Source organism: Blastococcus saxobsidens (assembly GCF_010682065.1).
GTDB classification, from domain to species: Bacteria; Actinomycetota; Actinomycetes; order Mycobacteriales; family Geodermatophilaceae; genus Blastococcus; species Blastococcus saxobsidens_B.
In genome coordinates this window covers 39,205-61,844 of sequence record NZ_JAAGWG010000016.1, presented here as the reverse complement: position 1 = coordinate 61,844, position 22,640 = coordinate 39,205, and the positions used below count along the sequence as shown (strand labels likewise).

General features: G+C 74.3%; 22 protein-coding genes. 11 read left to right on the top strand and 11 right to left on the bottom strand.

The features are described from left to right. Positions 1-44: 44 nt before the first annotated feature. A complete protein-coding gene (locus tag GCU60_RS12235) occupies positions 45-1,196 on the bottom strand; it encodes an Mrp/NBP35 family ATP-binding protein (protein WP_163205570.1) in 1,152 nt (383 codons plus the stop codon). 162 nt (positions 1,197-1,358) lie between these two features. On the opposite strand from GCU60_RS12235, the gene GCU60_RS12230 reads away from it, so the two are divergent. Genes GCU60_RS12230 through GCU60_RS12220 form a run of 3 tightly spaced genes read left to right on the top strand, consistent with a single transcriptional unit; the run spans position 1,359 to position 3,081 of the window. Further along, positions 1,359-2,048, top strand: coding sequence for an AzlC family ABC transporter permease (locus GCU60_RS12230; RefSeq protein WP_163205568.1), 690 nt, complete (start codon positions 1,359-1,361; stop codon positions 2,046-2,048). Then, complete coding sequence (locus GCU60_RS12225; RefSeq protein ID WP_163205566.1) at positions 2,045-2,356, top strand: AzlD domain-containing protein; 312 nt, start codon at positions 2,045-2,047, stop codon at positions 2,354-2,356. The genes GCU60_RS12230 and GCU60_RS12225 overlap by 4 nt, the downstream gene beginning before the upstream one ends. A 56-nt stretch (positions 2,357-2,412) precedes the next feature. Continuing rightward, positions 2,413-3,081, top strand: a complete 669-nt coding sequence (locus tag GCU60_RS12220; protein WP_163205564.1) for a DUF6518 family protein — start codon at positions 2,413-2,415, stop codon at positions 3,079-3,081. A gap of 1 nt (position 3,082) precedes the next feature. On the opposite strand, the gene GCU60_RS12215 is transcribed toward GCU60_RS12220, so the two are convergent. Then, a complete protein-coding gene (locus tag GCU60_RS12215; protein ID WP_163205562.1) occupies positions 3,083-3,601 on the bottom strand; it encodes a DUF1003 domain-containing protein in 519 nt (172 codons plus the stop codon). After that, on the bottom strand, positions 3,594-4,832 hold the full coding sequence (locus GCU60_RS12210; protein ID WP_163205560.1) for a magnesium transporter MgtE N-terminal domain-containing protein: 1,239 nt from the start codon (positions 4,830-4,832) through the stop codon (positions 3,594-3,596). Before GCU60_RS12210 ends, GCU60_RS12215 begins: the two co-directional genes overlap by 8 nt. 104 nt (positions 4,833-4,936) lie before the next feature. Between GCU60_RS12210 and GCU60_RS12205 the strand changes: the two genes are divergently transcribed. The 5 genes from GCU60_RS12205 (at position 4,937) to GCU60_RS12185 (ending at position 9,040) form a co-directional block, all read left to right on the top strand. Further along, positions 4,937-5,812: a PhzF family phenazine biosynthesis isomerase gene (locus GCU60_RS12205; protein WP_163205557.1), complete on the top strand. Its 876-nt coding sequence runs from the start codon at positions 4,937-4,939 to the stop codon at positions 5,810-5,812. 83 nt (positions 5,813-5,895) lie between these two features. Then, positions 5,896-6,735, top strand: coding sequence for a DMT family transporter (locus GCU60_RS12200; protein WP_345770556.1), 840 nt, complete (start codon positions 5,896-5,898; stop codon positions 6,733-6,735). Positions 6,736-6,810: 75 nt separating this feature from the next. Beyond that, positions 6,811-7,266 carry a hypothetical protein gene (locus tag GCU60_RS12195; RefSeq protein WP_163205555.1) on the top strand — a complete coding sequence of 152 codons (456 nt, stop codon included), beginning with the start codon at positions 6,811-6,813 and terminating at the stop codon, positions 7,264-7,266. After that, entirely contained in the window at positions 7,263-7,988 is a 726-nt protein-coding gene (locus tag GCU60_RS12190; protein WP_163205553.1) for an SDR family oxidoreductase, read from the top strand. The genes GCU60_RS12195 and GCU60_RS12190 overlap by 4 nt, the downstream gene beginning before the upstream one ends. Positions 7,989-8,086: 98 nt before the next feature. Continuing rightward, positions 8,087-9,040 carry an aldolase/citrate lyase family protein gene (locus tag GCU60_RS12185; protein ID WP_163205550.1) on the top strand — a complete coding sequence of 318 codons (954 nt, stop codon included), beginning with the start codon at positions 8,087-8,089 and terminating at the stop codon, positions 9,038-9,040. A 55-nt stretch (positions 9,041-9,095) separates the two neighbouring features. Here GCU60_RS12185 and GCU60_RS12180 read toward each other — a convergent pair whose 3' ends face one another. The 3 genes from GCU60_RS12180 to GCU60_RS21060 all read right to left on the bottom strand — a co-directional run bounded on the left by GCU60_RS12180 (position 9,096) and on the right by GCU60_RS21060 (position 11,634). Beyond that, positions 9,096-9,776, bottom strand: coding sequence for a peptidoglycan DD-metalloendopeptidase family protein (locus tag GCU60_RS12180; protein WP_163205548.1), 681 nt, complete (start codon positions 9,774-9,776; stop codon positions 9,096-9,098). Next, positions 9,773-10,414 (bottom strand): dihydrofolate reductase family protein, encoded by a 642-nt coding sequence (locus GCU60_RS12175; RefSeq protein ID WP_163205546.1) that lies wholly within the window; start codon positions 10,412-10,414, stop codon positions 9,773-9,775. Before GCU60_RS12175 ends, GCU60_RS12180 begins: the two co-directional genes overlap by 4 nt. Before the next feature lie 65 nt (positions 10,415-10,479). Then, positions 10,480-11,634, bottom strand: coding sequence for an acyl-CoA dehydrogenase family protein (locus tag GCU60_RS21060; RefSeq protein ID WP_163205544.1), 1,155 nt, complete (start codon positions 11,632-11,634; stop codon positions 10,480-10,482). Between the two features lie 139 nt (positions 11,635-11,773). On the opposite strand from GCU60_RS21060, the gene GCU60_RS12165 reads away from it, so the two are divergent. After that, positions 11,774-12,973 carry an acyl-CoA dehydrogenase family protein gene (locus GCU60_RS12165; RefSeq protein WP_163205542.1) on the top strand — a complete coding sequence of 400 codons (1,200 nt, stop codon included), beginning with the start codon at positions 11,774-11,776 and terminating at the stop codon, positions 12,971-12,973. A gap of 85 nt (positions 12,974-13,058) precedes the next feature. Here GCU60_RS12165 and GCU60_RS12160 read toward each other — a convergent pair whose 3' ends face one another. From GCU60_RS12160 to GCU60_RS12140, 5 genes are all read right to left on the bottom strand, one after another. Continuing rightward, positions 13,059-13,751, bottom strand: a complete 693-nt coding sequence (locus tag GCU60_RS12160) for a DUF4230 domain-containing protein (protein ID WP_163205541.1) — start codon at positions 13,749-13,751, stop codon at positions 13,059-13,061. A gap of 170 nt (positions 13,752-13,921) precedes the next feature. Then, positions 13,922-14,713, bottom strand: a complete 792-nt coding sequence (locus GCU60_RS12155) for an ABC transporter permease (RefSeq protein WP_163205539.1) — start codon at positions 14,711-14,713, stop codon at positions 13,922-13,924. Next, positions 14,710-15,669: an ATP-binding cassette domain-containing protein gene (locus tag GCU60_RS12150; RefSeq protein WP_239521089.1), complete on the bottom strand. Its 960-nt coding sequence runs from the start codon at positions 15,667-15,669 to the stop codon at positions 14,710-14,712. The genes GCU60_RS12155 and GCU60_RS12150 overlap by 4 nt, the downstream gene beginning before the upstream one ends. An 11-nt stretch (positions 15,670-15,680) precedes the next feature. Continuing rightward, positions 15,681-16,472 carry a DUF4097 family beta strand repeat-containing protein gene (locus tag GCU60_RS12145; RefSeq protein WP_163205535.1) on the bottom strand — a complete coding sequence of 264 codons (792 nt, stop codon included), beginning with the start codon at positions 16,470-16,472 and terminating at the stop codon, positions 15,681-15,683. An 89-nt stretch (positions 16,473-16,561) separates the two neighbouring features. Continuing rightward, positions 16,562-17,068, bottom strand: a complete 507-nt coding sequence (locus GCU60_RS12140; protein ID WP_163205533.1) for a toxin-antitoxin system HicB family antitoxin — start codon at positions 17,066-17,068, stop codon at positions 16,562-16,564. A gap of 117 nt (positions 17,069-17,185) precedes the next feature. Between GCU60_RS12140 and GCU60_RS12135 the strand changes: the two genes are divergently transcribed. Both GCU60_RS12135 and GCU60_RS12130 read left to right on the top strand, forming a co-directional pair. Continuing rightward, a complete protein-coding gene (locus GCU60_RS12135; RefSeq protein ID WP_163205532.1) occupies positions 17,186-18,121 on the top strand; it encodes a quinone oxidoreductase family protein in 936 nt (311 codons plus the stop codon). Between the two features lie 84 nt (positions 18,122-18,205). Then, positions 18,206-22,570: an FtsK/SpoIIIE domain-containing protein gene (locus GCU60_RS12130; protein ID WP_163205530.1), complete on the top strand. Its 4,365-nt coding sequence runs from the start codon at positions 18,206-18,208 to the stop codon at positions 22,568-22,570. The last annotated feature ends 70 nt before the right edge of the window (positions 22,571-22,640 follow it).

Here is a 22,640-nt window from a genome sequence, read left to right as displayed (position 1 = left end):
GGAGACCGCGCGAACGACTCCCAGAGCGGCCCCGGCGGTTCAGCTCAGCGCTTGACGGGGGTGAGCCCCAGCGACATGCCGGAGAGCCCGCGCTGGCGGCTGGCCAGCCCGTCGGCGATCTTCTCCAGCGCCTGGGCGGCGGGGGACTCCGGCTGGGCCAGCACGATCGGGGCACCGGCGTCGCCGGCCTCCCGCAGGCGCGGGTCGAGGGGGACCTGGCCGAGCAGCGGCACCCGGGCACCGAGGGTGCGGGTGAGCGCGTCGGAGACCGTCTGACCGCCGCCGGAGCCGAAGACCTCCATGCGGGTGCCGTCGGGCAGCTCCATCCAGCTCATGTTCTCGATGACGCCGATGACCTGCTGGTGGGTCTGCGTGGCGATCGCGCCGGCCCGCTCGGCCACCTCGGCGGCGGCCAGCTGCGGGGTGGTCACGACGAGGATCTCGGCGTTGGGCAGCAGCTGCGCGATCGAGATCGCGACGTCGCCGGTGCCGGGCGGGAGGTCCAGCAGGAGGACGTCGAGGTCGCCCCACCACACGTCGGCGAGGAACTGCTGCAGCGCGCGGTGCAGCATCGGGCCACGCCACACGACCGGGGTGTTGCCGGGGGTGAACATGCCGATCGAGATGACCTTCACGCCCATCGACTGCGGCGGCATGATCATGTTGTCGACCTGCGTGGGCTTGTCGTCCACCCCGAGCATCCGCGGCACCGAGTGGCCGTAGATGTCGGCGTCCACGACACCGACCGACAGCCCGCGCTTGGCCAGCGCGGCGGCCAGGTTCACCGTGACGCTGGACTTGCCGACACCACCCTTGCCCGAGGCGACCGCGTACACGCGGGTGAGCGAGCCGGGCTGGGCGAAGGGGATCACCGGGTCGGCGGCGTCGGTGCCGCGCACGGTCTTGCGCAGTTCGGCGCGCTGCTCGTCGTTCATGACGTCGAGGCCCACCTGGACGGCGGTCACGCCGGGGACGTTGCCGACGGCCTGCGTGACCCGGTTGGTGATCGTCTCGCGCATCGGGCAGCCGGCGACGGTCAGGTAGACCTCGACGCGGACCGCGCCGTCGGCGCCGATCTGCACGTCCTTGACCATGCCCAGCTCGGTGAGCGGGCGGTTGATCTCCGGGTCCTGCACGGTGGCCAGTGCGGCGGTGATGGCGTCGAGCGCCGGCGCGCCGGTCAGCTGGTCGGACATGGTTGCGTCTGTCTCCTTCGACGGGGGACCTGCATCCGGCGGTCGGCGGCCAGGAGCGGCGACCTGCGCGATCGGGTCGCCTGCCACTGTACGGCGGGCGGCACGCGGTGCCGTCCGTCGGAGGGTGATCTGCCGCGCAGGGCGGGGTCCTAGGGTCGTCCCGTGCTGCCCGACCGCGCCCAGACCGTGCGCGACGCCGTGGGCCTGGGCCTCGCCGTCGGCCTCTACGGCGTCGCGTTCGGAGCCGCTGCGGACGCCGCCGGGCTCGACGTGTGGCAGGCGCTCGTACTGTCGGCCGTCATGTTCACCGGGGCCTCCCAGTTCGCGCTGGTCGGCGTGCTGGGCGCCGGCGGAAGCGCGGCGGCGGCGGTGGGCAGCGCCCTGCTGCTGGGCCTGCGCAACACCGTCTACGGCGTCCGCCTGGTCCCGCTGCTCCGCCCCCGCGGGGTGCCGGCGCGGGCCGGGACGGCGCACCTTGTCATCGACGAGACGACGGCGCTGGCGCTGGCCGCGCCCGACCGCGGGCTGGGCCGGCTCGGGTTCCTCGTCGGCGGCGTGGTGCTCTACTTGACCTGGAACGCCACGACCGTCGTCGGCGCGCTCGGGGCGGCGGCGCTCGGCGGGACGGCGCGGGCGGCGCTGGACGCCGTCGTCCCGGCCGCGTTCCTGGCGCTGCTCTGGCCGCGCCTGGGCAGAGGTTTCGCCGAGCCCGCCGTGCAGCGGCGGGTGGCGCTGGGCGGGGCCGTGGTGGCGCTTGCGCTCACCCCGTTCGTGCCCGCCGGTGTCCAGGTCATCGCCGCCGTGGTGGCCGTGGTGCTGGCCGGCCGGCCGCGGCGGGAGGTCGCCGCGTGAGCACCGTCTGGATCGCGGTGATCGCCGCCTCGGTGGGCTGCTACCTGCTCAAGCTGGCCGGCCTGTCGGTGCCCGCCTCCTGGGTCGAGCAGCCGTGGGTGGCCCGGATCGTCGACTTCGTGCCCGCCGCGCTGCTCGCCGCTCTGGTGGCGGTGCAGGGGCTGACCAGCGGGAACGAGATCGTGATCGACGGCCGGCTCGCGGGGCTGGCCGTGGCCGCGCTGGCGTTGGCGCTGCGCGCGCCGTTCATCGTCGTCCTGGTGCTGGCCGGGGCGGCCGGCGCGCTGGTGCACGTGCTCACCGGCTGACCGTGCACCGCGCGCCGCGGCGGCGGTCCGGGCGGGAGGTCGGCGACGATGCCCCGGTGACCGACGTCGGAACCGGGGCCGACCCGCGGACCCGGTCGTCCCGATGGTCCGAGGTGCTCCGGTTCCTCGGCTTCGCCCTGCTGGGCGCGCTGGCCGGGGCCGCGGCCAAGGCCGCCGATGAATCGGGCCTGCAGTGGGCCGCCGACCTCGGCACCTACCCGGCCGCCTGGGTGCTGGTCGTGGCGCTGATCGGCCGCTTCGCGCCGGGTCTCGGCGCGGCGGCCGGCCGCGCCGCCGTCTTCTTCGCGGCGATGACCGCCGCCTACTACGGATGGGCCGTGTTCGTGCTCGGGTTCGGCTACGAACCCGAGCTGATCCTGGCCTGGCTCGCCCTGTCCGCCACGGCCGTGGCGGCCTTCGCGGTGGTCACCTGGTGGGCGTGCCGCCGTCCGGGCCTGCTCGCCGGCGCCGTGCTGGCGCTGGCCGGCGGGACGGCGTTCGCCCACGGCGCCGTCAGGGGGCTGTACCTGTCCTGGACCGGCGCGGCCGTGCCGCTGCGTCCGGTGCAGGCGGTCGTCGAGGTCGTCGTCGCCCTGGTCGTGACGCTGGTGCTGCCCCGCGCCCCCAGCACCCGGCTGTGGGCGGTCGGCCTGCTGCTGCCCATGGCGTGGCTGGCCCAGGAGCTGCTCGACCGGGTGCTCTACGGCACCGGCTTCCTCCGCTGACTCAGCCGACCGGGTCGCGCTTCTTCTTGCTCTTCTTCTCGCGCCTGTCCGCGTCGTCGGCGTCGTCGCTGGACAGGCGGTTGAGCTCGCCGCGGATGAAGTCACGGGTGGCCAGCTCGCCGACGGACACGCGCAGCGAGGCCAGCTCGCGGGCCAGGTACTCGGTGTCGGCGCGCACCGCGGCGGACCGGGCGCGGTCCTCCTCGGCCTGCACCCGGTCGCGGTCGGCCTGCCGGTTCTGCGCCAGCAGGATCAGCGGCGCGGCGTATGCGGCCTGGGTGGAGAACGCCAGGTTCAGCAGGATGAAGGGGTAGGGGTCCCAGCGGAGCTGCACCGCGAAGACGTTCAGCGCGATCCAGATGATCACGATGAGCGTCTGCACGGCCAGGAACCGGCCGGTGCCGAGGAAGCGGGCGATCCCCTCGGCGAACTGGCCGACGGCGTCGGGGTTGAGCCGAAGGAAGCCGCCGAAGCGGCGGTTCTGCCCGCGGGGGACGTCGAGTCGGGGGGCGTCAGCCACGGCGGGCGCGCTCCCGCCAGTCGTCGGGGAGCAGGTGGTCCAGGACGTCGTCGACGCTGACGGCGCCGACCAGCCGGCCCTGCGCGTCGACGACCGGGGCCGCGACCAGGTTGTAGGTGGCGAAGTAGTGCGTGACCTCGGCCAGCGGCGCCTCCGGCTTCAGCGGCTCCAGGTCGTCGAGCACCCCGCTGACCAGGGTCGACGGGGGTTCGCGAAGCAGCCGCTGGATGTGGGCCAGACCCAGGTAGCGGCCGGTGGGCGTGGCCGACGGCGGACGGCAGACGTAGACCTGGCTGGCCAGCGCCGGCGTGAGCTCCGGCTCGCGCACGCGGGCCAGCGCCTCGGCGATCGTCGCGTCGGGGGAGAGGATCACCGGCTCGCTGGTCATCATGCCGCCGGCGGTGTCCTCGGAGTACTTGAGCAGCTGGCGCACCGGCTCGGCCTCGTCGGGCTCCATCAGCTCGAGCAGCCGGTTGCGGTCGACGTTGGACAGCTCCGAGAGCAGGTCGGCCGCGTCGTCGGGGTCCATCTCCTCGAGGACGTCGGCGGCGCGGCTGTCCTCCAGCGTGCCGAGGATGGTGACCTGGTCGGCCTCCGGCAGCTCGCCCAGGACGTCGGCCAGCCGCTGGTCGTCCATGGCCTCGGCGACCTCGTGCCGGCGCTTGATCGGCAGCTCCTGGAGCGCGTGCGCCATGTCGGCGGCGTTGAGCTCGCGGTAGGTGGCGATCAGCGTCTCGGCGCCCTGGCCCGTCTCGGGCAGCGCCAGCCCGGCCACCTCGTCCCACGCCACCTGGTGCAGCTGGCCGCGGCGGCCGATCCGGCCGGGCTCCTGGACGGCGAGGCGGGAGAGGATCCAGTCGCCGGTGCGGGTCTGCTCGATGCCGGCGTCGACGACGTGCGCCGTCCGGCCGGACTCGTTGATCGTGACCTGCCGGTCCAGCAGCTCACCGAGCACCAGCGTCTCGCCGGCGCGCTGCTCGAAGCGCTTCAGGTTGAGGGTGCCCGAGGCGAGCATCACCGCGCCCGGGTCGAGGGCGGTCACCCGGCCCATCGGCACGAAGATGCGGCGGCGGGCGACGACCTCCACGACCAGGCCCAGCACCCGCGGGCAGGCGGTGCCCACCCGGAGGGCGACGACGACGTCGCGCACCTTGCCGACGCGGTCGCCGTTGGGGTCGAAGACGGTCAGCCCGGCCAGCCGGGACACATACGCCCTGGTCACGGTGCTCACGGACAGCCTCCTCGCCGGCGCTCGTCGGCCCCGTCGTCGGGGTGCGGTGGCCCTCGGTGACCTGGCACGCCGGGCCACCGGGGGCTGAGGTTACCGTCGCTGCCGTGACCGCCCGGGAACAGCTCGACTACGAGGTCGTGGACGTCTTCGCGCCGCACCCGTTCAGCGGCAACCAGCTGGCCGTCGTGCTGGACGCCGGGGACCTGACGACGCAGCAGTGCCAGGCCCTGGCGGCCGAGTTCGGCTACTCGGAGTCCACCTTCGTCAGCGCGCCGAGCGGCCCGGACGCCGACTACCGGGTGCGCATCTTCACCCCCCGCACCGAGCTGCCCTTCGCCGGTCACCCCAGCGTCGGCACGGCGCACACGCTGGTGCGGCTCGGCCGGCTGCCGGCCGGGACGCTCCGCCAGGAGTGCGGCGCGGGCGTGGTCGAGGTGGAGGTGGCCGACGACGGCGCGCGGCTGAGCGGGGGAGCGGTGTCGCTGCGGCCGGGGCCGGACCCGGCCGCGCTCGCCGCCGCCGTGGGGCTCGACCCCGGTGACGTCACCGGCCGCTCCGCGCACCTGGTCGGCTGCGGGATCGACTTCGCGCAGCTGGAGGTCCGTCCGGCGGCGCTGGAGCGGGCCGTGCCCGACGGCGCCGCGCTGGACGCGCTGCTGCCCGGCGTCGAGGGTGGGGTGTCCGTGCTGGCCTGGGACCCGGGCACGGCGACCGGCACGGTCCGGGTGTTCGCCGCCGGCCTGGACTGGCAGGAGGACCCGGCCACCGGCTCCGCCGCGCTCGGCACCGGGATCTGGCTGGCCGCCGAGGGCCTGGCCGGCGAGGGCGTCACCGACTACCGGCTGGCCCAGGGCGCCGCGCTCGGTCGCCCGTCGGTGCTGGAGTGCACGGTCACCGCCGCCGGTGGCAGCGCGGTCGCGGTCACGGTCCGCGGCGCCGTCGTGCCGGTCGCGTCGGGCCGCATCCGGATCCCCTCCTGAACGCGCCCGCCGCCTCGTCGGCCTGGGACCTGCACCGGCCGGGCACCCGGGACGTCGGGCTGCTGTCGCTCGCGGTGGTGGGGGTGTCGTTGTCGGCGCCGCTGACCGCGATGGTCACCGCGCCGATGCTGGCGCTGGCCTTCTGGCGGAACGCCGCCGGCGCCGCGGCACTCCTGCCGGTGCTGCTGACGCGCGAGCGTTCCACCCTCACCGGGCTGCGCCCGCGTGACCTCACCAGCTCGGTGGTGGCCGGCCTCTTCCTGGCCGCGCACTTCGCGGCCTGGCTGCCCAGCCTGTCCATGACGACTGTGGCCGCGTCGGTGGCGCTCGTGACCACCACGCCGATCTGGACCGCGCTGGCCGCCCGCGTCACCGGCGTGCAGCTCCCCGCCGCGGTCTGGTGGGGGCTGCTGCTGGCGTTCGCCGGCGTCGTCCTCATCGTCGGGGTGGACGTCACGGTGAGCACCGAGGCCCTGATCGGCGACGGCCTCGCGCTGCTCGGGGCGATCTGCGCCGGCGGCTACGTGCTGGCCGGCGCCCGTGCCCGGCAGCGGCTGGCGACCTCGGCGTACGCGGTGGTCTGCTACTCGGTCTGCGCGGTCGTCATCGCCGTCGCCGCGCTGGTCGTCGACGTGCCGCTGACGGGTTTCCAGGCCCGTGACTGGTGGCTCATCGCCGGCATCACCGTCTCGGCCCAGCTGTTCGGGCACACGCTGCTCAATCTCGTCCTCTCCTCGGTCGGCCCCACGGTGGTGAGCCTCGCCGTTCTGCTCGAGGTCCCGGGTGCGCTGCTGTTCGCGCTCGTGCTGCTGGGGCAGGTCCCGCCGCTGCTGGCCCTGCCCGGGGTGCTGCTGGCCGTGGCCGGGGTGGCGCTGGTGGTGCGGGCCGGCCGGCCGGCGACCCTGGTCGAGCAGGGCACCTGACCCGGCGCCCCTCCGCGGTGGGGGCAGCCTCCGGTCCGGGTGTCACATCCCGGACTGCTGCGTCGTCCTCTGGGCATGACGCCGACCGCACGCCGGATCCTGCTGTGGATCCTCGTCCTCCTGGGCTGCTACGTAGGGCTCTGGGCCACCTTCTTCCCCGCGTCGTTCCACGAGTCGTTCCCCGGACCGTTGAGCTCCTGGGTCGCCGCCGACGGTCCGTACAACGAGCACCTCGTCCGGGACGTCGGGACGTTCAACCTCGCGCTCGCCGCGGCATCGGCGATGGCCGCCCGGTACCGGGATCGCGGGCCCGCCGTCGTCGTCGCGATCGCCTGGATCGTCTACTCGGTGCCTCACCTCGGCTACCACCTGCACCACCTGGGAGGCCTGGGCGCCCTCGACGCCGTCGCGCAGGTCATCGCCCTCGGCTCGACGTTGGTGCTGGCCGTCCCGCTGCTGCTCCCCGAGCGCGGGAGCTCGCCGGTGGACCGGTCCACCGGTCGCAGCACGGACGGGGTGCGGGCTCGATGAGGATCGCCGTCGCCGGTGGGACCGGCACCGTCGGCCGCCACGTCGTCGACGTCGCCGGCGAGCACGGGCACGAGGTCCGCGTCCTGTCGCGCTCCTCCGGGGTGGACCTCGTCGCCGGTACCGGCCTGGACGCCCTGCTGGACGGGGTCGACGCCGTCGTGGACGTGGTCTCGGTCATGACTCAGTCCGAGCAGGCGTCGGTGCGGTTCTTCGGCTCCGTCGCCGCCAACCTGCTGGCCGCCGGGGCCCGGGTGGGCGTGGGGCACCACGTCGCGCTGTCGATCGTCGGCAGCGACCGCGCGCCCGTCGGCTACTACGCCGGCAAGGCGGTGCAGGAGGAGCTCGTGACCACGGGCCCGGTGCCCTGGACCCTGCTGCGGGCGACCCAGTTCCACGAGTTCGCCGCGCAGCTCCACGGCCGGCTGCGGTTCGGTTCCCTCCACCCGGTCCCGGTGATGAGGTCGCAGCCGGTCGCCGCGCGGGAGGTCGCCGGGCGGCTGGTCGCACTGGCCGAGACGGGACCCGGCGGGCGGGTTCCCGACCTGGCCGGACCGGAGGTCCTGCGCATGGCCGACATGGTCCGGGACTACGCCCGGGCCTCCGGCCGGGGAGGGCTCGTCCTCCCCGTGCCGTTGCAGGGGAGGCTCGGGAGAGCGTTCCGCGACGGCACCCTCCTGGCGGGGCCGGGGGCCGATCGCGGCGTCCAGACCTTCGCCCGGTAGATCGCCGCGCTCCCCGGGTGATCACCGCGATGGCGCGTGCGGGAAGGCCCGTCGCTACTCTCCGGTAACCGACTTTCCCGATCCTCAGCGGAGGCACCGTGGCCGAGCTCCGATCCCGTCGTTCCAACCTCGCCGTTCCCGGCAGCAACCCGCGCTTCCTCGAGAAGGCCAAGGGGCTGCCCGCCGACCAGGTCTTCCTCGACCTCGAGGACGCGTGCGCGCCGCTGGCCAAGCCCGGTGCCCGCAAGAACATCGTCGCGGCGCTGAACGAGGGCGGCTGGGGCGAGAAGATCCGCACCGTCCGCGTCAACGACTGGACGACGGAGTGGACGTTCCAGGACGTCCTCGAGGTCGTCGGCGGCGCCGGCGCGAACCTCGACTGCATCATGCTGCCGAAGGTCCAGGACGCCGCCCAGGTCAAGGCGCTGGACATGCTGCTGACCCAGATCGAGAAGGCCAACGGCCTGGAGGTCGGCCGGATCGGCATCGAGGCGCAGATCGAGACCGCGCAGGGCCTGATCAACGTCAACGACATCGCGTTCGCCAGCGACCGCATCGAGACGATCATCTTCGGCCCCGCCGACTTCATGGCCAGCATCAACATGAAGTCGCTGGTCGTCGGTGCGCTGCACCCGGACTACCCGGGCGACCCGTTCCACTACATCCTCATGCAGATCCTCATGGCCGCCCGCGCCCGCGGCGTCCAGGCGATCGACGGCCCCTTCCTGCAGGTGCGCGACGTGCCGGCGTTCGAGGAGGTCGCCAAGCGCTCGGCGATGTTGGGCTTCGACGGCAAGTGGGTGCTGCACCCCGGCCAGATCGACGCCGCCAACGAGATCTACGCGCCGTCGCAGGAGGACTACGACCACGCCGAGCTGATCCTCGACGCCTACGACTGGGCGACGTCGGAGGCCGGCGGCAAGAAGGGCTCGGCGATGCTGGGCGACGAGATGATCGACGAGGCCAGCCGCAAGATGGCCCTGGTCATCGCCGGCAAGGGCCGCGCCGCGGGCATGTCGCGGACGTCGTCCTTCACCCCGCCGGAGAGCTGAGCAGGCACGCCTGAGCGCGACGGCCACCCGGGAGCTCCCGGGTGGCCGTCGTCGTTCACGGGCCGGGCGACGGCGCCACGACCGATCCTTCGGCGGGCATCCCGTGCGCGCGTGCCAGCGGCCCGCCTCCCCGCGGCCACTCGGTGAAGGAGCGGAACGCGATCGGCAGGCCGCGGGCGACGGGCAGGTCGGCGCTGTCCATGGCCTGCAGGTGCACGTGCGGCTGGGTGGAGTTGCCGGAGTTCCCGCACTCGGCGAGCTGCTCGCCCTCGGCCACCTGCTGACCCGCCCGCACCCGCAGCGTCCCGGCCCGCAGGTGCACGAGCGCCACGAACGCGTGCCCGCCGGGCAGCGCGAGGACCACGTGGTTGCCCGCGACGGCGTTCGGTCCCCGGCGCAGCCGCCCGGCCTGGCCGAGCGCGTAGCCGACCAGCGCGACCTGCGACCGGCGCGCCTCGTGGTCGGGTTCGCCGTCGTGCACGTGCACGACCGTGCCGGCGGCGGGCGCGAGGATCGGGCGGCCGAAGGAGACGAAGCGCTCCGCGGGCTCGGTGGCCACGAGGGTCCGCCAGTCCCGCACCCCGGCGGTCCGGTGCCGGTCGTCCACCCCGACGAAGTCGACGGCGTATCGCTGCCCCAGCACGTCCACCCCGTGGCTGGGCACCCGCCGCGCCGGGCTGTTCTGCGTCAGCCACCGTCCCTCGAACGGCAGCCGGAGCAGCAGCGGCTCGCTCACCTGCGCCAGAACAGGTGGTGCGTCACCCCGCTGGGGCTCGGGACGACGTCGCAGTGGAAGCGGTCGCGCAGCTCGTCCGGCGACTTCCACAGCCGCACCCCGGCGCCGAGCTCGACCGGCGCGACGGCCACGTGCAGGGTGTCGACGAGGTCGGCGTCGAGGAACTCCCGGATCGTCGTCGCGCCGCCCCCGAGGCGCACGTCCTTCCCCTGGGCCGCCTCCTTGGCCTGCTCGAGGACGGTGGCCGGTTCGCCTTCGACGAAGTGGAACGTGGTGTCGGACAGCGTGAACGACGGGCGCGGGTGGTGCGTCAGCACGAACACCGGCGTGTGGAACGGGGGCTCCTCGCCCCACCAGCCCAGCCAGTCGGGGGCGTGCGGACCGCGGTGCGGGCTGAACTTGTTGCGGCCCATGATCTCGGCGCCGATGCCGTGCGCGAAGTCGCGGGTGAAGTAGTCGTCCAGGCCGCGGCTGCCGCCGGGGTCGGTGCGGTTGGGCCAGCTCGCCGTTGCCCCGGCCCAGGACATCAGCGCACCGGGGTCGGCGTGCCCGAACGGGCGCTCCAGGCTCTGGCCCTCGCCGGCGCCGAAGCCGTCGCTGGAGACGGTGAAGTTCTGGACTCGGAGCAGCTGGGGCACTGCGCCTCCTTCGTGGTCGGTGCAGATCAGACCCCCGGGTCCGGCGGAACTCATCGGCCGCGCGCTCAGTCCGGTCCGCCGCGCTGCACCAGCTGCGCGGCGATCACGCTGCGCTGGATCTCGTTGGTGCCCTCGCCGACGATCATCAGCGGCGCATCCCGGAAGTAGCGCTCGACGTCGAACTCGGTCGAGTAGCCGTAGCCCCCGTGGATGCGCACGGCGTTCAGCGCGACCTGCATCGCGGTCTCGGAGGCGAACAGCTTCGCCATCCCCGCCTCCAGGTCGCACCGTGCACCGGTCTCCGCGCGCTCGGCCGCGTGCAGGACCAGCTGGCGGGCCGCGGTGAGCGAGGTGGCCATGTCGGCCAGGTAGTTGCCGATCGACTGGTGCTGCCAGATCGGCCTGCCGAAGCTCTCCCGCTCCTGGGCGTAGCGCAGCGCGTCGTCGAAGGCCGCCCGGCCGACGCCCAGGGCACGCGCCGCCACCTGGATCCGGCCGGTCTCCAGCCCCTTCATCATCTGCGCGAACCCGCGCCCCTCCACCCCGCCCAGCACGGCGTCGGACGGCGCGCGGTAGCCGTCGAAGGCGAGTTCGCAGCTCTCCACGCCCTTGTAGCCCAGCTTCGGCAGGTCGCGGGAGACGGTGAGGCCGGGCCCGTGCTCGACGAGCAGGATCGACATGCCCGCGTGGCGCGGCTCCGCCGTCGGGTCGGTCTTGCACAGCAACGCGATCAGCGAGGACCTGCGCGAGTTGGTGATCCAGGTCTTGGCGCCGTCCACCCGGTACCCGTCGCCGTCGCGGCGGGCGGTCGTGGTCATCGCCTGCAGGTCCGACCCTCCGCCGGGCTCGGTGAGGGCCATGGTGGCGCGCACCTCGCCGGTGGCCATCCGGGGCAGCCAGCGGTCCCGCTGCTCGGGGGTTCCGAAGGCGACCAGCAGCTTGGCGACGACGGTGTGCCCGCCCATCGCCCCGGCCAGCGACATCCAGCCACGGGCGAGCTCGGCGGTGACCAGGGCGTAGCAGGGCATCGACACCGGCGCCTCGCCCCAGGGCTCCGGCACGGCGAGGCCGAAGACCCCGAGCTCCTTCATCCGCTCGATCAGCGCCGCAGGGTAGGTGTCGGCGTGCTCGAGCTCCCTGGCCACGGGCCGCACGTCGCGGTCGACGAAGTCGCGGACCGCCGCCACGACCGCCTGCTCCTCCCTGCTGAGCGTGCTCACCCGGGTCTCCTCTCCCCGCCGGGAGCTCCGGCGCGCCGGTGGATCCCCGCCGTGACGTGACCAGGCACACGCGGGAGGGCGCGCGACCGTGGCTCATACTCCCCGGTAACAACGGACACCGGAGTCCCGGAGGAGACCGATGACCCGCCTGGCGCAGACCGCTGACCTGACCGACATCCAGCAGGAGATCCTGTCGACGGTCAGGAGCTTCGTCGACCGCGAGATCATCCCGCACGCCCAGGAGCTCGAGCACGGCGACATCTACCCGCAGGAGATCGTCGACGGGCTCAAGGAGCTCGGGATCTTCGGCCTGATGATCCCGGAGGAGTACGGCGGCCTCGGGGAGTCGCTGCTCACCTACGCCCTCGTGGTGGAGGAGATCGCCCGCGGCTGGATGAGCGTCTCCGGCGTCATCAACACCCACTTCATCGTGGCCTACCTGCTGCGCCAGCACGGCACGCAGGAGCAGAAGGAGTACTACCTCCCGCGCATGGCCACCGGCGAGGTGCGCGGCGCCTTCTCGATGTCCGAGCCGGGCCTCGGTTCCGACGTCGCCGCCATCCGCACCAAGGCGACGAAGAACGCCGACGGGAACTACACGATCAACGGCCAGAAGATGTGGCTGACCAACGGTGGCAGCTCCACCCTGGTCGCGGCCCTCGTGCGCACCGACGAGGGTGCGGAGAAGGCCCACGAGAACCTCACGACCTTCCTGGTCGAGAAGCCGGCCGGCTTCGGCGAGGTCAAGCCGGGCATCACCATCCCCGGCAAGATCGCCAAGATGGGCTACAAGGGCGTCGACACCACCGAGATGGTGTTCGACGGCTACGAGGCCAAGGCCTCCGACATCCTCGGCGGCGAGCCCGGCAAGGGCTTCGCGCACATGATGGACGGCGTCGAGGTCGGGCGGGTCAACGTCGCCGCCCGCGCCTGCGGCATCTCGATCCGCGCCTTCGAGCTGGCGATCGCCTACGCCCAGCAGCGGGAGACCTTCGGCAAGCCGATCGCCCAGCACCAGGCCATCGCCTTCCAGCTCGCCGAGATGGCGATCAAGGTCGAGGCCGCCCACCTGATGATGGTCAACGCCGCCCGCCTCAAGGACGCCGGCAAGCGCAGCGACGTCGAGTCCGGCATGGCCAAGACCCTGGCCAGCGAGTACTGCGCCGAGGTGACCACCCAGTCCTTCCGCATCCACGGCGGCTACGGATACTCCAAGGAGTACGAGATCGAGCGGCTCATGCGCGAGGCGCCGTTCCTGCTGATCGGTGAGGGCACCAGCGAGATCCAGAAGACGATCATCAGCCGGGGTCTGCTGAGGACCTACAAGCTCAAGGGCTGATCAGCCCCCGCTCCACCCCGCCGAGATCTGCACATTCGCCCCCTTAGAGGTCTGATGGGGGCGAGTGTGCAGATCTCGTGCTGTCTCAGCCGGCGCTGTCGGCCGTCTCGGCGAAGCGGACCTCGACCTCGTCGACGCCGAGGGACCGGGCGAGGCCGGTGAGCATGGCGCGGGTGTTGGTCTCGGCGCGCTCGCGCAGGTCGCTCCCGGCGGCGGCCGCGGTGAGCCGGTCCTCGGCGAGCGCGTAGAGCTCGCTGTCGTCGACCGGGTCGTCGCCGACCGCGTCGCCGACGCGCTGCACCAGCCCGCGGTCGCGGTCGAGGACACGGCTCTCCCGCGGGTCGATGCGGGTCTCGTCCAGGCGCGGCGCCGGCAGGTCGATGGTCGCGCTCGTGCCGTCCGCGGACAGGGTCACCGCGCCGGCGTCCAGGGTCGAGAAGTCGACGTAGGCGTCGGTGGTGCCGGTCGCGAGCAGCTGGACCCGCTCGCCGCTGAGGAAGGACGGCACGTACCGGGTGTCCTTCTCCTGGTCGACGACGACCTGGAAGGTGCCCGTCGCCGCGTGGTACTCCTCCAGGTCCTCGAGGGCCAGCAGCAGCGGGGTCGTGCTGCGGTCCACCACGTCGGTGCCGAAGGGGTTCTCGGGCACCCAGTCGGCGATCTGCATGCCGACCGGCACCAGCAGGGCCAGACCGGCACCTGCCGCGACGAGCCGGAGGGAGGGCCGGCGACGGCGGCGGGAGGGGGATGCGGGGCGGGACGACAGCAGCGTGGGCATGTGCGGCCTCTCGGGGCAGGGGAGGGGTCCGTGCTCGTGCGGTGCTCTCCGGTTGCAGCGCCCGTGCCGCCGCCGCCATTCCCGACACTCTCCGACGAGATCTGCACACTCACCCCCTTCAGCGGCCGGATGGGGGTGAGTGTGCAGATCTCGCCGGGGCGGCGGCGTTCTCAGCGGGCGGGGCGGTTCTCGTAGTTGCGCCGGGCCCACAGCCAGCCGACGACGGTGAACGCGACGCACCACGCGACCGCCACCGCGCCGGTGCTGCCGATCGCGGTGCCGGTGAGCAGCCCCCGCAGCGTCTCGATGATCGGCGTGAAGGGCTGGTGCTCGGCGAACCAGCGCAGCCCGGCCGGCATCGAGTCGGTGGGCACGAAGCCGCTGCCGAAGAAGGGCAGAAGGAGCAGCGGCATCGGCACGTTGCTGGCCGCCTCGACGGTCTTCGTCGCCAGGCCCATGGCCACCGACAGCCAGGACAGCGCCAGGCTGACCAGGGCCAGGAAGCCGATGGCGGCCAGCCACTCCACGACCCCGGCGTCCGGCCGGAAGCCGACGCCCACGGCGGCACCCAGCACCAGGGCCAGGCCGATCATCGTCTGGACCACCGCACCCACCACGTGCCCGGCGAGCACCGCGGCGCGGGAGATCGACATGGTCCGGAACCGGCTGATGATGCCCTCGGTCATGTCCATCGCGATGGAGATGGCGGTGCCCTGGGCGGCCGCGGCGATCGCGAGGACGAGCAGGCCGGGGGTGAGGTACTCGGCGTACTCCGCCCGCCCGCCCGAGGCACCGCCGAGGCCGGCGCCCAGGGTGCCGCCGAACACGAAGACGAACAGCAGCAGGAAGACGATCGGCATCGCGGCGACGATGATCGTCAGCGACGGGTAGCGCAGCGCGTGCTTGAGGTTGCGGCGCAGCATGGTCGCCGAGTCGGCGACGGTCCAGCTCAGCGTGGTCATGACGTGGACACCTTCTGGTCGGAGGGGGTGGTGGGCCGGCCGGTCAGGGCCAGGAAGACGTCGTCGAGGTCGGGCTGGTGCACGGTGAGGTCGGCGACCTCCACCGCGGCCTCGTCGAGGCGGGCGAGGACGTCCTTGAGGGCCCGGACGCCGCCGTCGCTGGGCACCTCCAGGGCGAGTGCGTCGGGATCCGCGGTGGCACCGCGGAGCACCCGGGCGGCGTCGTCGAGGGATCGCCGGTCGGCGAACTGCAGCCGGAGGGCGCCACCGGGGACCATCCGCTTCAGCTCGGTCGCGGTGCCCTCGGCGACGAGCCGACCGCCATCGAGCACGCCGATCCGGTCGGCGAGCTGGTCGGCCTCCTCGAGGTACTGCGTCGTCAGCAGGACGGTGACGCCGTCGGCGACCAGGCCGCGCACGACGTCCCACACCGCCCGCCGGCTGCGCGGGTCCAGGCCGGTGGTCGGCTCGTCGAGGAAGACGACGCGTGGGTCGCCCATCAGGCCCATGGCCAGGTCGAGCTTGCGGCGCATGCCACCGGAGTAGGTCGTCGGGCTGCTGGCGGCGGCCTCGACCAGGTCGAACCGCTCCAGCAGGTCGGCCGCGCGGGCCTGCCCCTTCCGGCGGCCCAGGTGCAGCAGGTCGGCCACGAGCCGGAGGTTCTCGGCGCCGGTCAGCAGGTTGTCCACGGCGGTGAACTGACCGGTGACCGCGATGGCGGCGCGCACGGCCCGCGGGTCGTGGCGCACGTCGGAACCGGCGACGCGGACCTCGCCGGCGTCGGCGGGGGTGAGCGTGGACAGGATGTCGACGGTGGTGGTCTTGCCGGACCCGTTGGGGCCCAGCAGGGCGAAGACCGAGCCCTCGGGGACGGTCAGGTCCAGGCCGTCGAGGACGACGGTGGCGCCGAAGGACTTGCGCAGCCCTCGGACGGAGATGGCGGGGGCGGGGTTCATGATCATTCCTCTCAGGCCCGGCGGATCGTGATGTCGCCGTAGGACGTGCGGGCGTGGATCTCGACGGTCTCGTCGGCGCCCTCGGGGCCGGCGCTCTCGGTGAGCAGGTTGCGGACGCGGCCGGTGCCGGCCGAGACGTCCAGCCACGCCGCCGTTCCCTCCCGCACGCCGGCCTCGACCTCGCCGTAGGCGGTCTCGAGCACCAGCGAGCCGCGGACGGCCTCCCCGACGCGCACCTGGCCGTACTTCGTCGTGCCGGTCACCGACCCCAGCGCGCGGTCGACGGTGACGTTGCCGTAGCCGGTCTCCAGGTGGGCGGGGCCGGCGGTCTCCCCGATCCGGACCTCGCCGTAGGAGGTGGTCACCTCGGTCCGGCCGTCGACGGTGTCGGCGGAGATGTTGCCGCTGGAGCTGCGCGCACGCAGGCTGCCGGCCTCGTCGAGGCGGACGGCGCCGTGCTTGCACTCCAGGTCCGCGGCGCCCAGCCGCCCCAGGCAGGTGATGTCACCGGCGGTCGTGCGGACGTGGAGGGAGGAGCCCGCGGGCAGGACGACGTCGACCTCGACCTCCGGGCCGGACCCGAAGAAGAGCAGCCGGGGCCGGCTGGTCGACCGGACGAGCAGCTCGCCGTCGCGGAGGCTGACCTCGGTCTGCTCGGCGGCCGCGACGTCGGCGGAGCTGGCGGCGTTGCGCGGCCGGACGGTGACGGTGGTGTCGTGCCGGTCGTCCGCGCGGATCTGCACGGTGCCGTACACGACCTCGATGCGGGCCTTGATGGGTCCGGGTGTGTCGAACGTGGGCATGGCGGTGCCCTCCTCGGGGCAGGTGGGATCGCCCCCGGACCGGTCGGTCGGGGTCGGCAGTGCGGGTGCGAGGTGCCGGGGGGCGGGTGCTAGCGCGCCCAGCCGGTGTACTCGGCGCCGGAGGCCCGGCGGCCGCGGCGCGATTCCGACGTCGGACGTGCATGGGGGTCGACGGCGTTCGCGACCGCCCGGACCAGCCAGGTGTTCACCGAGACGCCGAGGCGGGTGGCCGCCTCGTCGACGCGGGTCTTGAGCTGCTCGGGCAGCCGGAGGGTGATGCGGAGGGTCTCGCCCTCCTCGACGTCCGGGGCGGGCTCGGCGGCCGGGGCGGCCGCCGGTGCGGGGTCGGGTGACGGGGGAGCGCTGACCGCGAAGCCGAGGTCGCTGCCGCGGAGCCGCACGTCGACGGCGCCCGGGGCGAGCTCGGCGGTGATCTCCTCGGCGGCCTGGGAGAGCGCGGACAGCAGCGCCAGGCGGATCGAGGACTCCAGCGGTGCGGTGAGCCGCTCCGCCAGTGCGCGGGACTCCTCGCCACCGGCGTCGGCAGCCGTCAGGAGATCGCGGCGGAGCTGTTCGACGAAGGGGGTGAGGTCCATGACGTCACTGTGACACCACCATGACGTCATTACAAGCCCTTTCGTGATGCCGGGTGACGCCACGCGGTGGCGGGGTCGATCGGGCGCGCCGGGAGCCGCCGGTGTAGGCAGGTGTCCATGCGCGCTGTGGGAGTGACGGAGTTCGGTGGGCCCGAGGCCCTGCACCTGATCGACGTGGAGCCGGAGCCGCTGGGGCCCGGGCAGGTCCGGCTGAGGGTGGCGGCGGCCGCGGTCAGCCCCACCGACACCCACGCCCGCTCCGGCGCCTACGCCGAGCGCGACCCGGTGAAGACGCCGCCGTGGGTGCCGGGGATGGACGTCGCCGGCGTCGTCGCCGAGCTGGGCGAGGGCGTGGACCACCTGACCGTCGGGGACCTCGCGATGGGCGTCGTCGTCCCGTTCGGCCCCTACGGCGCCTACCGCGAGGACAAGGTGCTGCCCGGCGACTCCGTCGTGCGCGCGCCGGCGGGCGTCTCCGCCGTCGAGGCGTCGACGCTGCCGATGAACGGGCTCACCGCACGCTTCTCGCTGGACCTGATGGGCCTGCGGCCGGGGCAGGTCCTGGCCGTGACCGGCGCGGCCGGTGCGTACGGCGGCTACGTGGTGCAGCTGGCCAAGGCCGACGGGCTCACCGTCGTGGCCGACGCGTCCGAGGCCGACGAGCAGCTGGTCCGCGACCTCGGGGCCGACGTCGTCGTCCGCCGCGGGGACGACGTCGGCGAGCGCATCCGGGCCGAGTTCCCCGACGGGGTCGACGGCCTGGCCGACGGCTCGGTGCAGGACGCGCTGGTGCTCCCCGCGGTGAAGGACGGCGGCGCCGTGGCGACCGTCCGCGGCTACCGGGGCGACGGGCAGCGCGGGCTGCGGTTCTTCCCGACCATGGTGCGCAAGGTGGCCGAGGACCGCGCGGCGCTCGACCGGCTCCGGCAGCAGGTGGAGGAGGGGGTGCTCACCCTGCGCGTGGCGCGCACGTTCCCCGCCGAGCAGGCCGCCGAGGCGCACCGCACGCTCGAGGCCGGTGGCGTGCGCGGGCGGCTCGTCCTCACCTTCTGACCCGCCCGTGCGGGTGTCCCGCGACCGAGGGGTTTTCCACAGGCCCGGAGCCCGGACTCGACGATCCCGCCTACGGTCCCGAGCGTGCGGGTCCAGGTCAGCGTCGGGCAGGTCGACGGCACGCTGCTCGACGTCGCCGTCGACGTGGATGACGACCTGCCGGTCGGCCGGGTCGGCGCCGAGCTGGCCCGCGTGGCCGGCCTGCCCGCCGAGGGCGTGTGGGTGGCGGGCACCCGCCTCGACGACGACCAGCCGGTGGGGGAGAGCGCGCTCGTCGACGGCGTCGTGGTGCAGCTGTCCGAGGTCGCCGCGCTCGCCGCGCCGGCCTGGCCCCCGACCCGCGGCTGGCAGCTGCGGGTGCTCAGCGGCCCCAGCAGCGGCCTGATCGCCGAGCTGCCGATGGGCGACCACGAGCTGGGCCGCAGCAGCGCGTTCGGCTTCGCCGACCGGTCGATGTCCCGGCGCCACGCCCTGCTGCGGGTCGGCGCCGACGGCGCGACCCTGCGCGACCTCGGCTCGGCCAACGGCACCACGCTCGAAGGTGAGCCGGTGCCCGAGGACGACGACGGCGTCGAGGTGGCGCCCGGCCAGGTCGTCCAGCTCGGCGACACCCAGCTGGTCATCGGGCCCGCCGCCGTGTCCGACGCGGCGATCGAGCCGGCCGGCCCCGGCACCCGGGCGTTCGTGCGCGCCCCCCGGCTGCTGCCCTCGACCCGCGAGGTGCGCATCCAGCTGCCGAAGGAGCCCCCGGCGCGGGAGCCCCGCCGCTTCCCGCTGGTGATGATCATCGCGCCGCTGCTCATCGGCATCACGCTGGCGCTGGTGCTGCGCTCGCCGCTGTACCTGGTGTTCGCCGTCGCCAGCCCGGTGATGATGATCAGCAACACGGTGGCCGACCAGAGGCACAGCGCCCGGGAGGACCGGCGGGCCCGCGAGGAGTACGAGCAGGAGCTGGCCCGCACCCTGGAGCGGATCGAGACCGCGGTCGCCGACGAGATCGTGCGCCGCCGCGAGGGGCACGCCGACCCCGCCACCGTGCTGCTCACCGCCGTCCTTCCCGGGCGGCGGCTGTGGGAGCGCCGCCGCACCGACCCCGATGCCCTCGACCTGCGCCTGGGCGCGGCCGACCTCCCCGCCCACGTCGTGGTGGCTGACCGGTCCGGTAGCGACGAGCCGCCAGAGCAGCGCACAGTCCGCGCGGTGCCCGTCGTGGTGCCGCTGCGGGAGTCCGGCGTCATCGGCCTGGCCGGACCGGCCGAGCCGCTGGCCGGGCTGCTCCGCTGGGTCGTCCTGCAGCTGGCGGTGAACCACCCGCCGCGCGATCTCGCCCTGACGGTGCTGGCGCCGCGCGCGCGGACGGACTGGAACTGGGTGCGCTGGCTGCCGCACGTCCGGCCGTCGGACGGCGAGGGGCCGGTCGCCTTCGTGGGCAACGACCCCGAGACCGTGACCGCGCGGGTCGCCGAGCTGACCGCGCTGATCAAGGCGCGACGCGACGCGACGGCGTCGGGCGGCGGCCGGGTCCAGCCGGAGTCCTTCCCGGCGCACGTGCTGGTGGTCCACGGCTTCCGGCCGCTGCGCGCCACCCCGGGCCTGGCCCAGGTGCTGCAGGACGGTCCGGCGGTCGGGGTCTACGCCGTCTGCGCCGACGAGGAGGAGCGGTTCCTGCCGGAGGCGGCCACCGCGACGGCGGTCTTCGACCTGGCCGAGGAGCACGAGCTCCTGGTCCGGCGCAGCGGGCACGACCCGGTGCCGGGGGTGCTCGCCGAGCCGCTGCCCGCCGAGCTCGCCGAGCGGGCGGCCCGGGCGCTGGCGCCGCTGCGCGACGTGAGCCTGGAGGAGGACGACGCCGTCCTGCCCGACAGCGTGCGGCTGCTCGACGTGCTCGGGCTGGAGCCGCCCACCGTCGACGGCATCCGCGCGCGCTGGCAGCTGGAGGGGCGGACGACCCGGCTGGTCGCCGGATCCGGGCTGCACGGCCCCTTCAGCCTCGACCTGCGCACCGACGGCCCGCACGGGCTCGTGGCCGGCACCACCGGCGCCGGCAAGTCGGAGCTGCTGCAGACGATGATCGCGTCGTTGGCGGTGGCCAACCGGCCGGACGCGCTGAACTTCGTGCTGGTCGACTACAAGGGCGGCAGCGCGTTCAAGGACTGCGTGCACCTGCCGCACACCGTCGGCATGGTCACCGACCTCGACGCCCACCTCGTGGAGCGGGCGCTGACCTCACTGGGCGCGGAGCTGAAGTACCGCGAGCACTGGCTGGCGCGCGCCGGGGTCAAGGACATCGACGACTACATCGACCTGCAGGCCCGCGAGCCCGGGCGTCCGCCGCTGCCGCGGCTGCTCATCGTCATCGACGAGTTCGCCTCGATGGCCCGCGAGCTGCCCGACTTCGTCACCGGCCTGGTCAACATCGCCCAGCGCGGCCGCTCGCTGGGCATCCACCTGATCCTCGCCACCCAGCGGCCCAGCGGCGTGGTCTCCCCGGAGATCCGCGCCAACACCAACCTGCGCATCTCGCTGCGGGTCACCGACGGCGCGGACAGCAGCGACGTGCTGGACGCCCCGGACGCCGCGCGCATCCCGAAGTCCGCGCCCGGCCGCGGGTTCGCCCGGCTCGGGCACGGCGCGCTGGTGCCGTTCCAGGCCGGCCGGATCGGTGGCCGCCGGCCGGGGCAGGGCGCGGTCGCGGCGGCGGTGCCGTTCGTCGTCCCGCTGGGCTGGCACCAGGTGGGCTACGCGGCCCCGCAGAAGCCGGCGACGGCGACCCGCCAGTCCGACGTCGAGATCACCGACCTGTCGGTGCTGGTGGAGGCGGTGCGCGGGGCCTCGGTGGCCGAGGACGTGCCCGCCCAGCGCAGCCCGTGGCTGGAGGCGCTGCCCTCCCGCGTGCTGGTGGGCGCGCTCGAGGCGCCCACTGCCGGTGCGGCGTCGGCGGCCCGCCTGCCCTACGGCCTGCAGGACCTGCCCGCGCTGCAGGAGTGCCGGGTGGCCGCCTTCGATCCCGCGACCGACGGGCACCTGCTGGTCATCGGCTCGCCGAAGAGCGGCCGGTCGCAGCTGCTGCGCACGCTGGCCGGGTCGGTGGGTGCCCGCTGCTCGACCAGCGACGTCCACCTGTACGCGCTGGACTGCGGCAACGGCGCGCTGCTGCCGCTGGCCGACCTCCCGCAGTGCGGCGCGGTGGTCACCCGCACGCAGACCGAGCGGGCGGTGCGGCTGCTCGACCGGCTCAAGCGCGAGATGGAGCACCGGCAGCAGGTGCTGGCCGAGGGCGGCTTCGGCGACATCACCGAGCAGCGCCGGTCCGCGCCGGCGGAGCAGCGGCTGCCGCACGTGATCCTGCTGCTGGACCGCTGGGAGGGGTTCACCCCCACGCTCGGCGAGGTCGACGGCGGCCGGCTCACCGACATCCTGATGAGGATCGTCCGGGAGGGCGCCTCGGTGGGGATCTCGGTGGTGATGACCGGCGACCGGTCGCTCGGCACCACCCGGCTGTCGTCGCTGACGGACAACAAGCTGGTCCTGCGGCTGGCCGACCGGGGCGACTACCCGCTCATCGGCGTCCCCACCAAGCAGGTGCCCGGCGTGCTGCCGCCGGGGCGCGGGGTCACCGTCGACGGCGTCGTGGAGACGCAGGTGGCGCTGCTGGCCGAGGACGAGTCCGGCCAGGGCCAGGCGGCCGCGATCGCCGAGATCGCGAAGGCGGCGCACGTGCGCGACGCGCTGGTGCCGCGGTCGGCCCGGCCGTTCCGGGTCGACGTGCTGCCCTCGCGCATCACCTTCGAGGCGGCCTGGGAGATGCGGCCGGCCGACGCGGGGCCGGGCTTCGCGCTGGTCGGCGTCGGCGGGGACGAGCTGGAGGCCGCCGGGCCCGACCTGGTCGAGCGGGGGCCCGGCTTCGTGGTCGCCGGTCCGGCCCGCTCGGGCAAGAGCACGGTGCTCGCGGCGATGGCCGAGTCGCTGCTGCGGCAGGGCACGCCGATCGTCGTCTGCGCGCCGAAGGCCTCACCGCTTCGGGCGTTCGCCGGGCGCGAGGGGGTGCTGGCGGTCGTGGAAGAGGCGTCCACGCCGGCCGACCGGTGGAAGGAACTGCTGGCCGCCGAGCCCGGCCGGCCGCTGGTGGTGCTGCTCGACGACGGCGACGTGCTACGCGACTGCCCCGCGTCGGAGGTCTTCCGCGAGGTCGTGAAGGGCTACGCCCCCGGGCGGAGCCTCGTGCTGGCCGGCAACGCCGACGGCATCTGCACCGGGCTGTCCGGCTGGCAGGTGGACGCGAAGAAGGTGCGGCAGGGCGTCCTGCTCTCCCCGCAGGGCAGCACCGACGGCGATCTGATCGGCGTCCGCGTCCCGCGCGGCGTCGTCGGTGCCCCGGTGCAGCCTGGCCGCGGGCTGCTGCACCTCGGGGACGGCACGCTGCTGACCGTCGCCGTCCCGGCCCCCTGACCGACGCCCGTCGCCAGGAGGTCGAGGCTCCGGACGGGGCGCGCCCGGTACCGACGACGAAGGCCGCCTC

Coding starts and splice junctions, on each gene's coding strand:
- GCU60_RS12235 (WP_163205570.1), bottom strand. CDS start 1,196: ATGTCCGACCAGCTGACCGGCGCGCCGGCGCTCGACGCCATCACCGCC.
- GCU60_RS12195 (WP_163205555.1), top strand. CDS start 6,811: ATGACGCCGACCGCACGCCGGATCCTGCTGTGGATCCTCGTCCTCCTG.
- GCU60_RS12190 (WP_163205553.1), top strand. CDS start 7,263: ATGAGGATCGCCGTCGCCGGTGGGACCGGCACCGTCGGCCGCCACGTC.
- GCU60_RS12165 (WP_163205542.1), top strand. CDS start 11,774: ATGACCCGCCTGGCGCAGACCGCTGACCTGACCGACATCCAGCAGGAG.
- GCU60_RS12160 (WP_163205541.1), bottom strand. CDS start 13,751: ATGCCCACGCTGCTGTCGTCCCGCCCCGCATCCCCCTCCCGCCGCCGT.
- GCU60_RS12155 (WP_163205539.1), bottom strand. CDS start 14,713: ATGACCACGCTGAGCTGGACCGTCGCCGACTCGGCGACCATGCTGCGC.
- GCU60_RS12150 (WP_239521089.1), bottom strand. CDS start 15,669: ATGAACCCCGCCCCCGCCATCTCCGTCCGAGGGCTGCGCAAGTCCTTC.
- GCU60_RS12145 (WP_163205535.1), bottom strand. CDS start 16,472: ATGCCCACGTTCGACACACCCGGACCCATCAAGGCCCGCATCGAGGTC.
- GCU60_RS12140 (WP_163205533.1), bottom strand. CDS start 17,068: ATGGACCTCACCCCCTTCGTCGAACAGCTCCGCCGCGATCTCCTGACG.
- GCU60_RS12135 (WP_163205532.1), top strand. CDS start 17,186: ATGCGCGCTGTGGGAGTGACGGAGTTCGGTGGGCCCGAGGCCCTGCAC.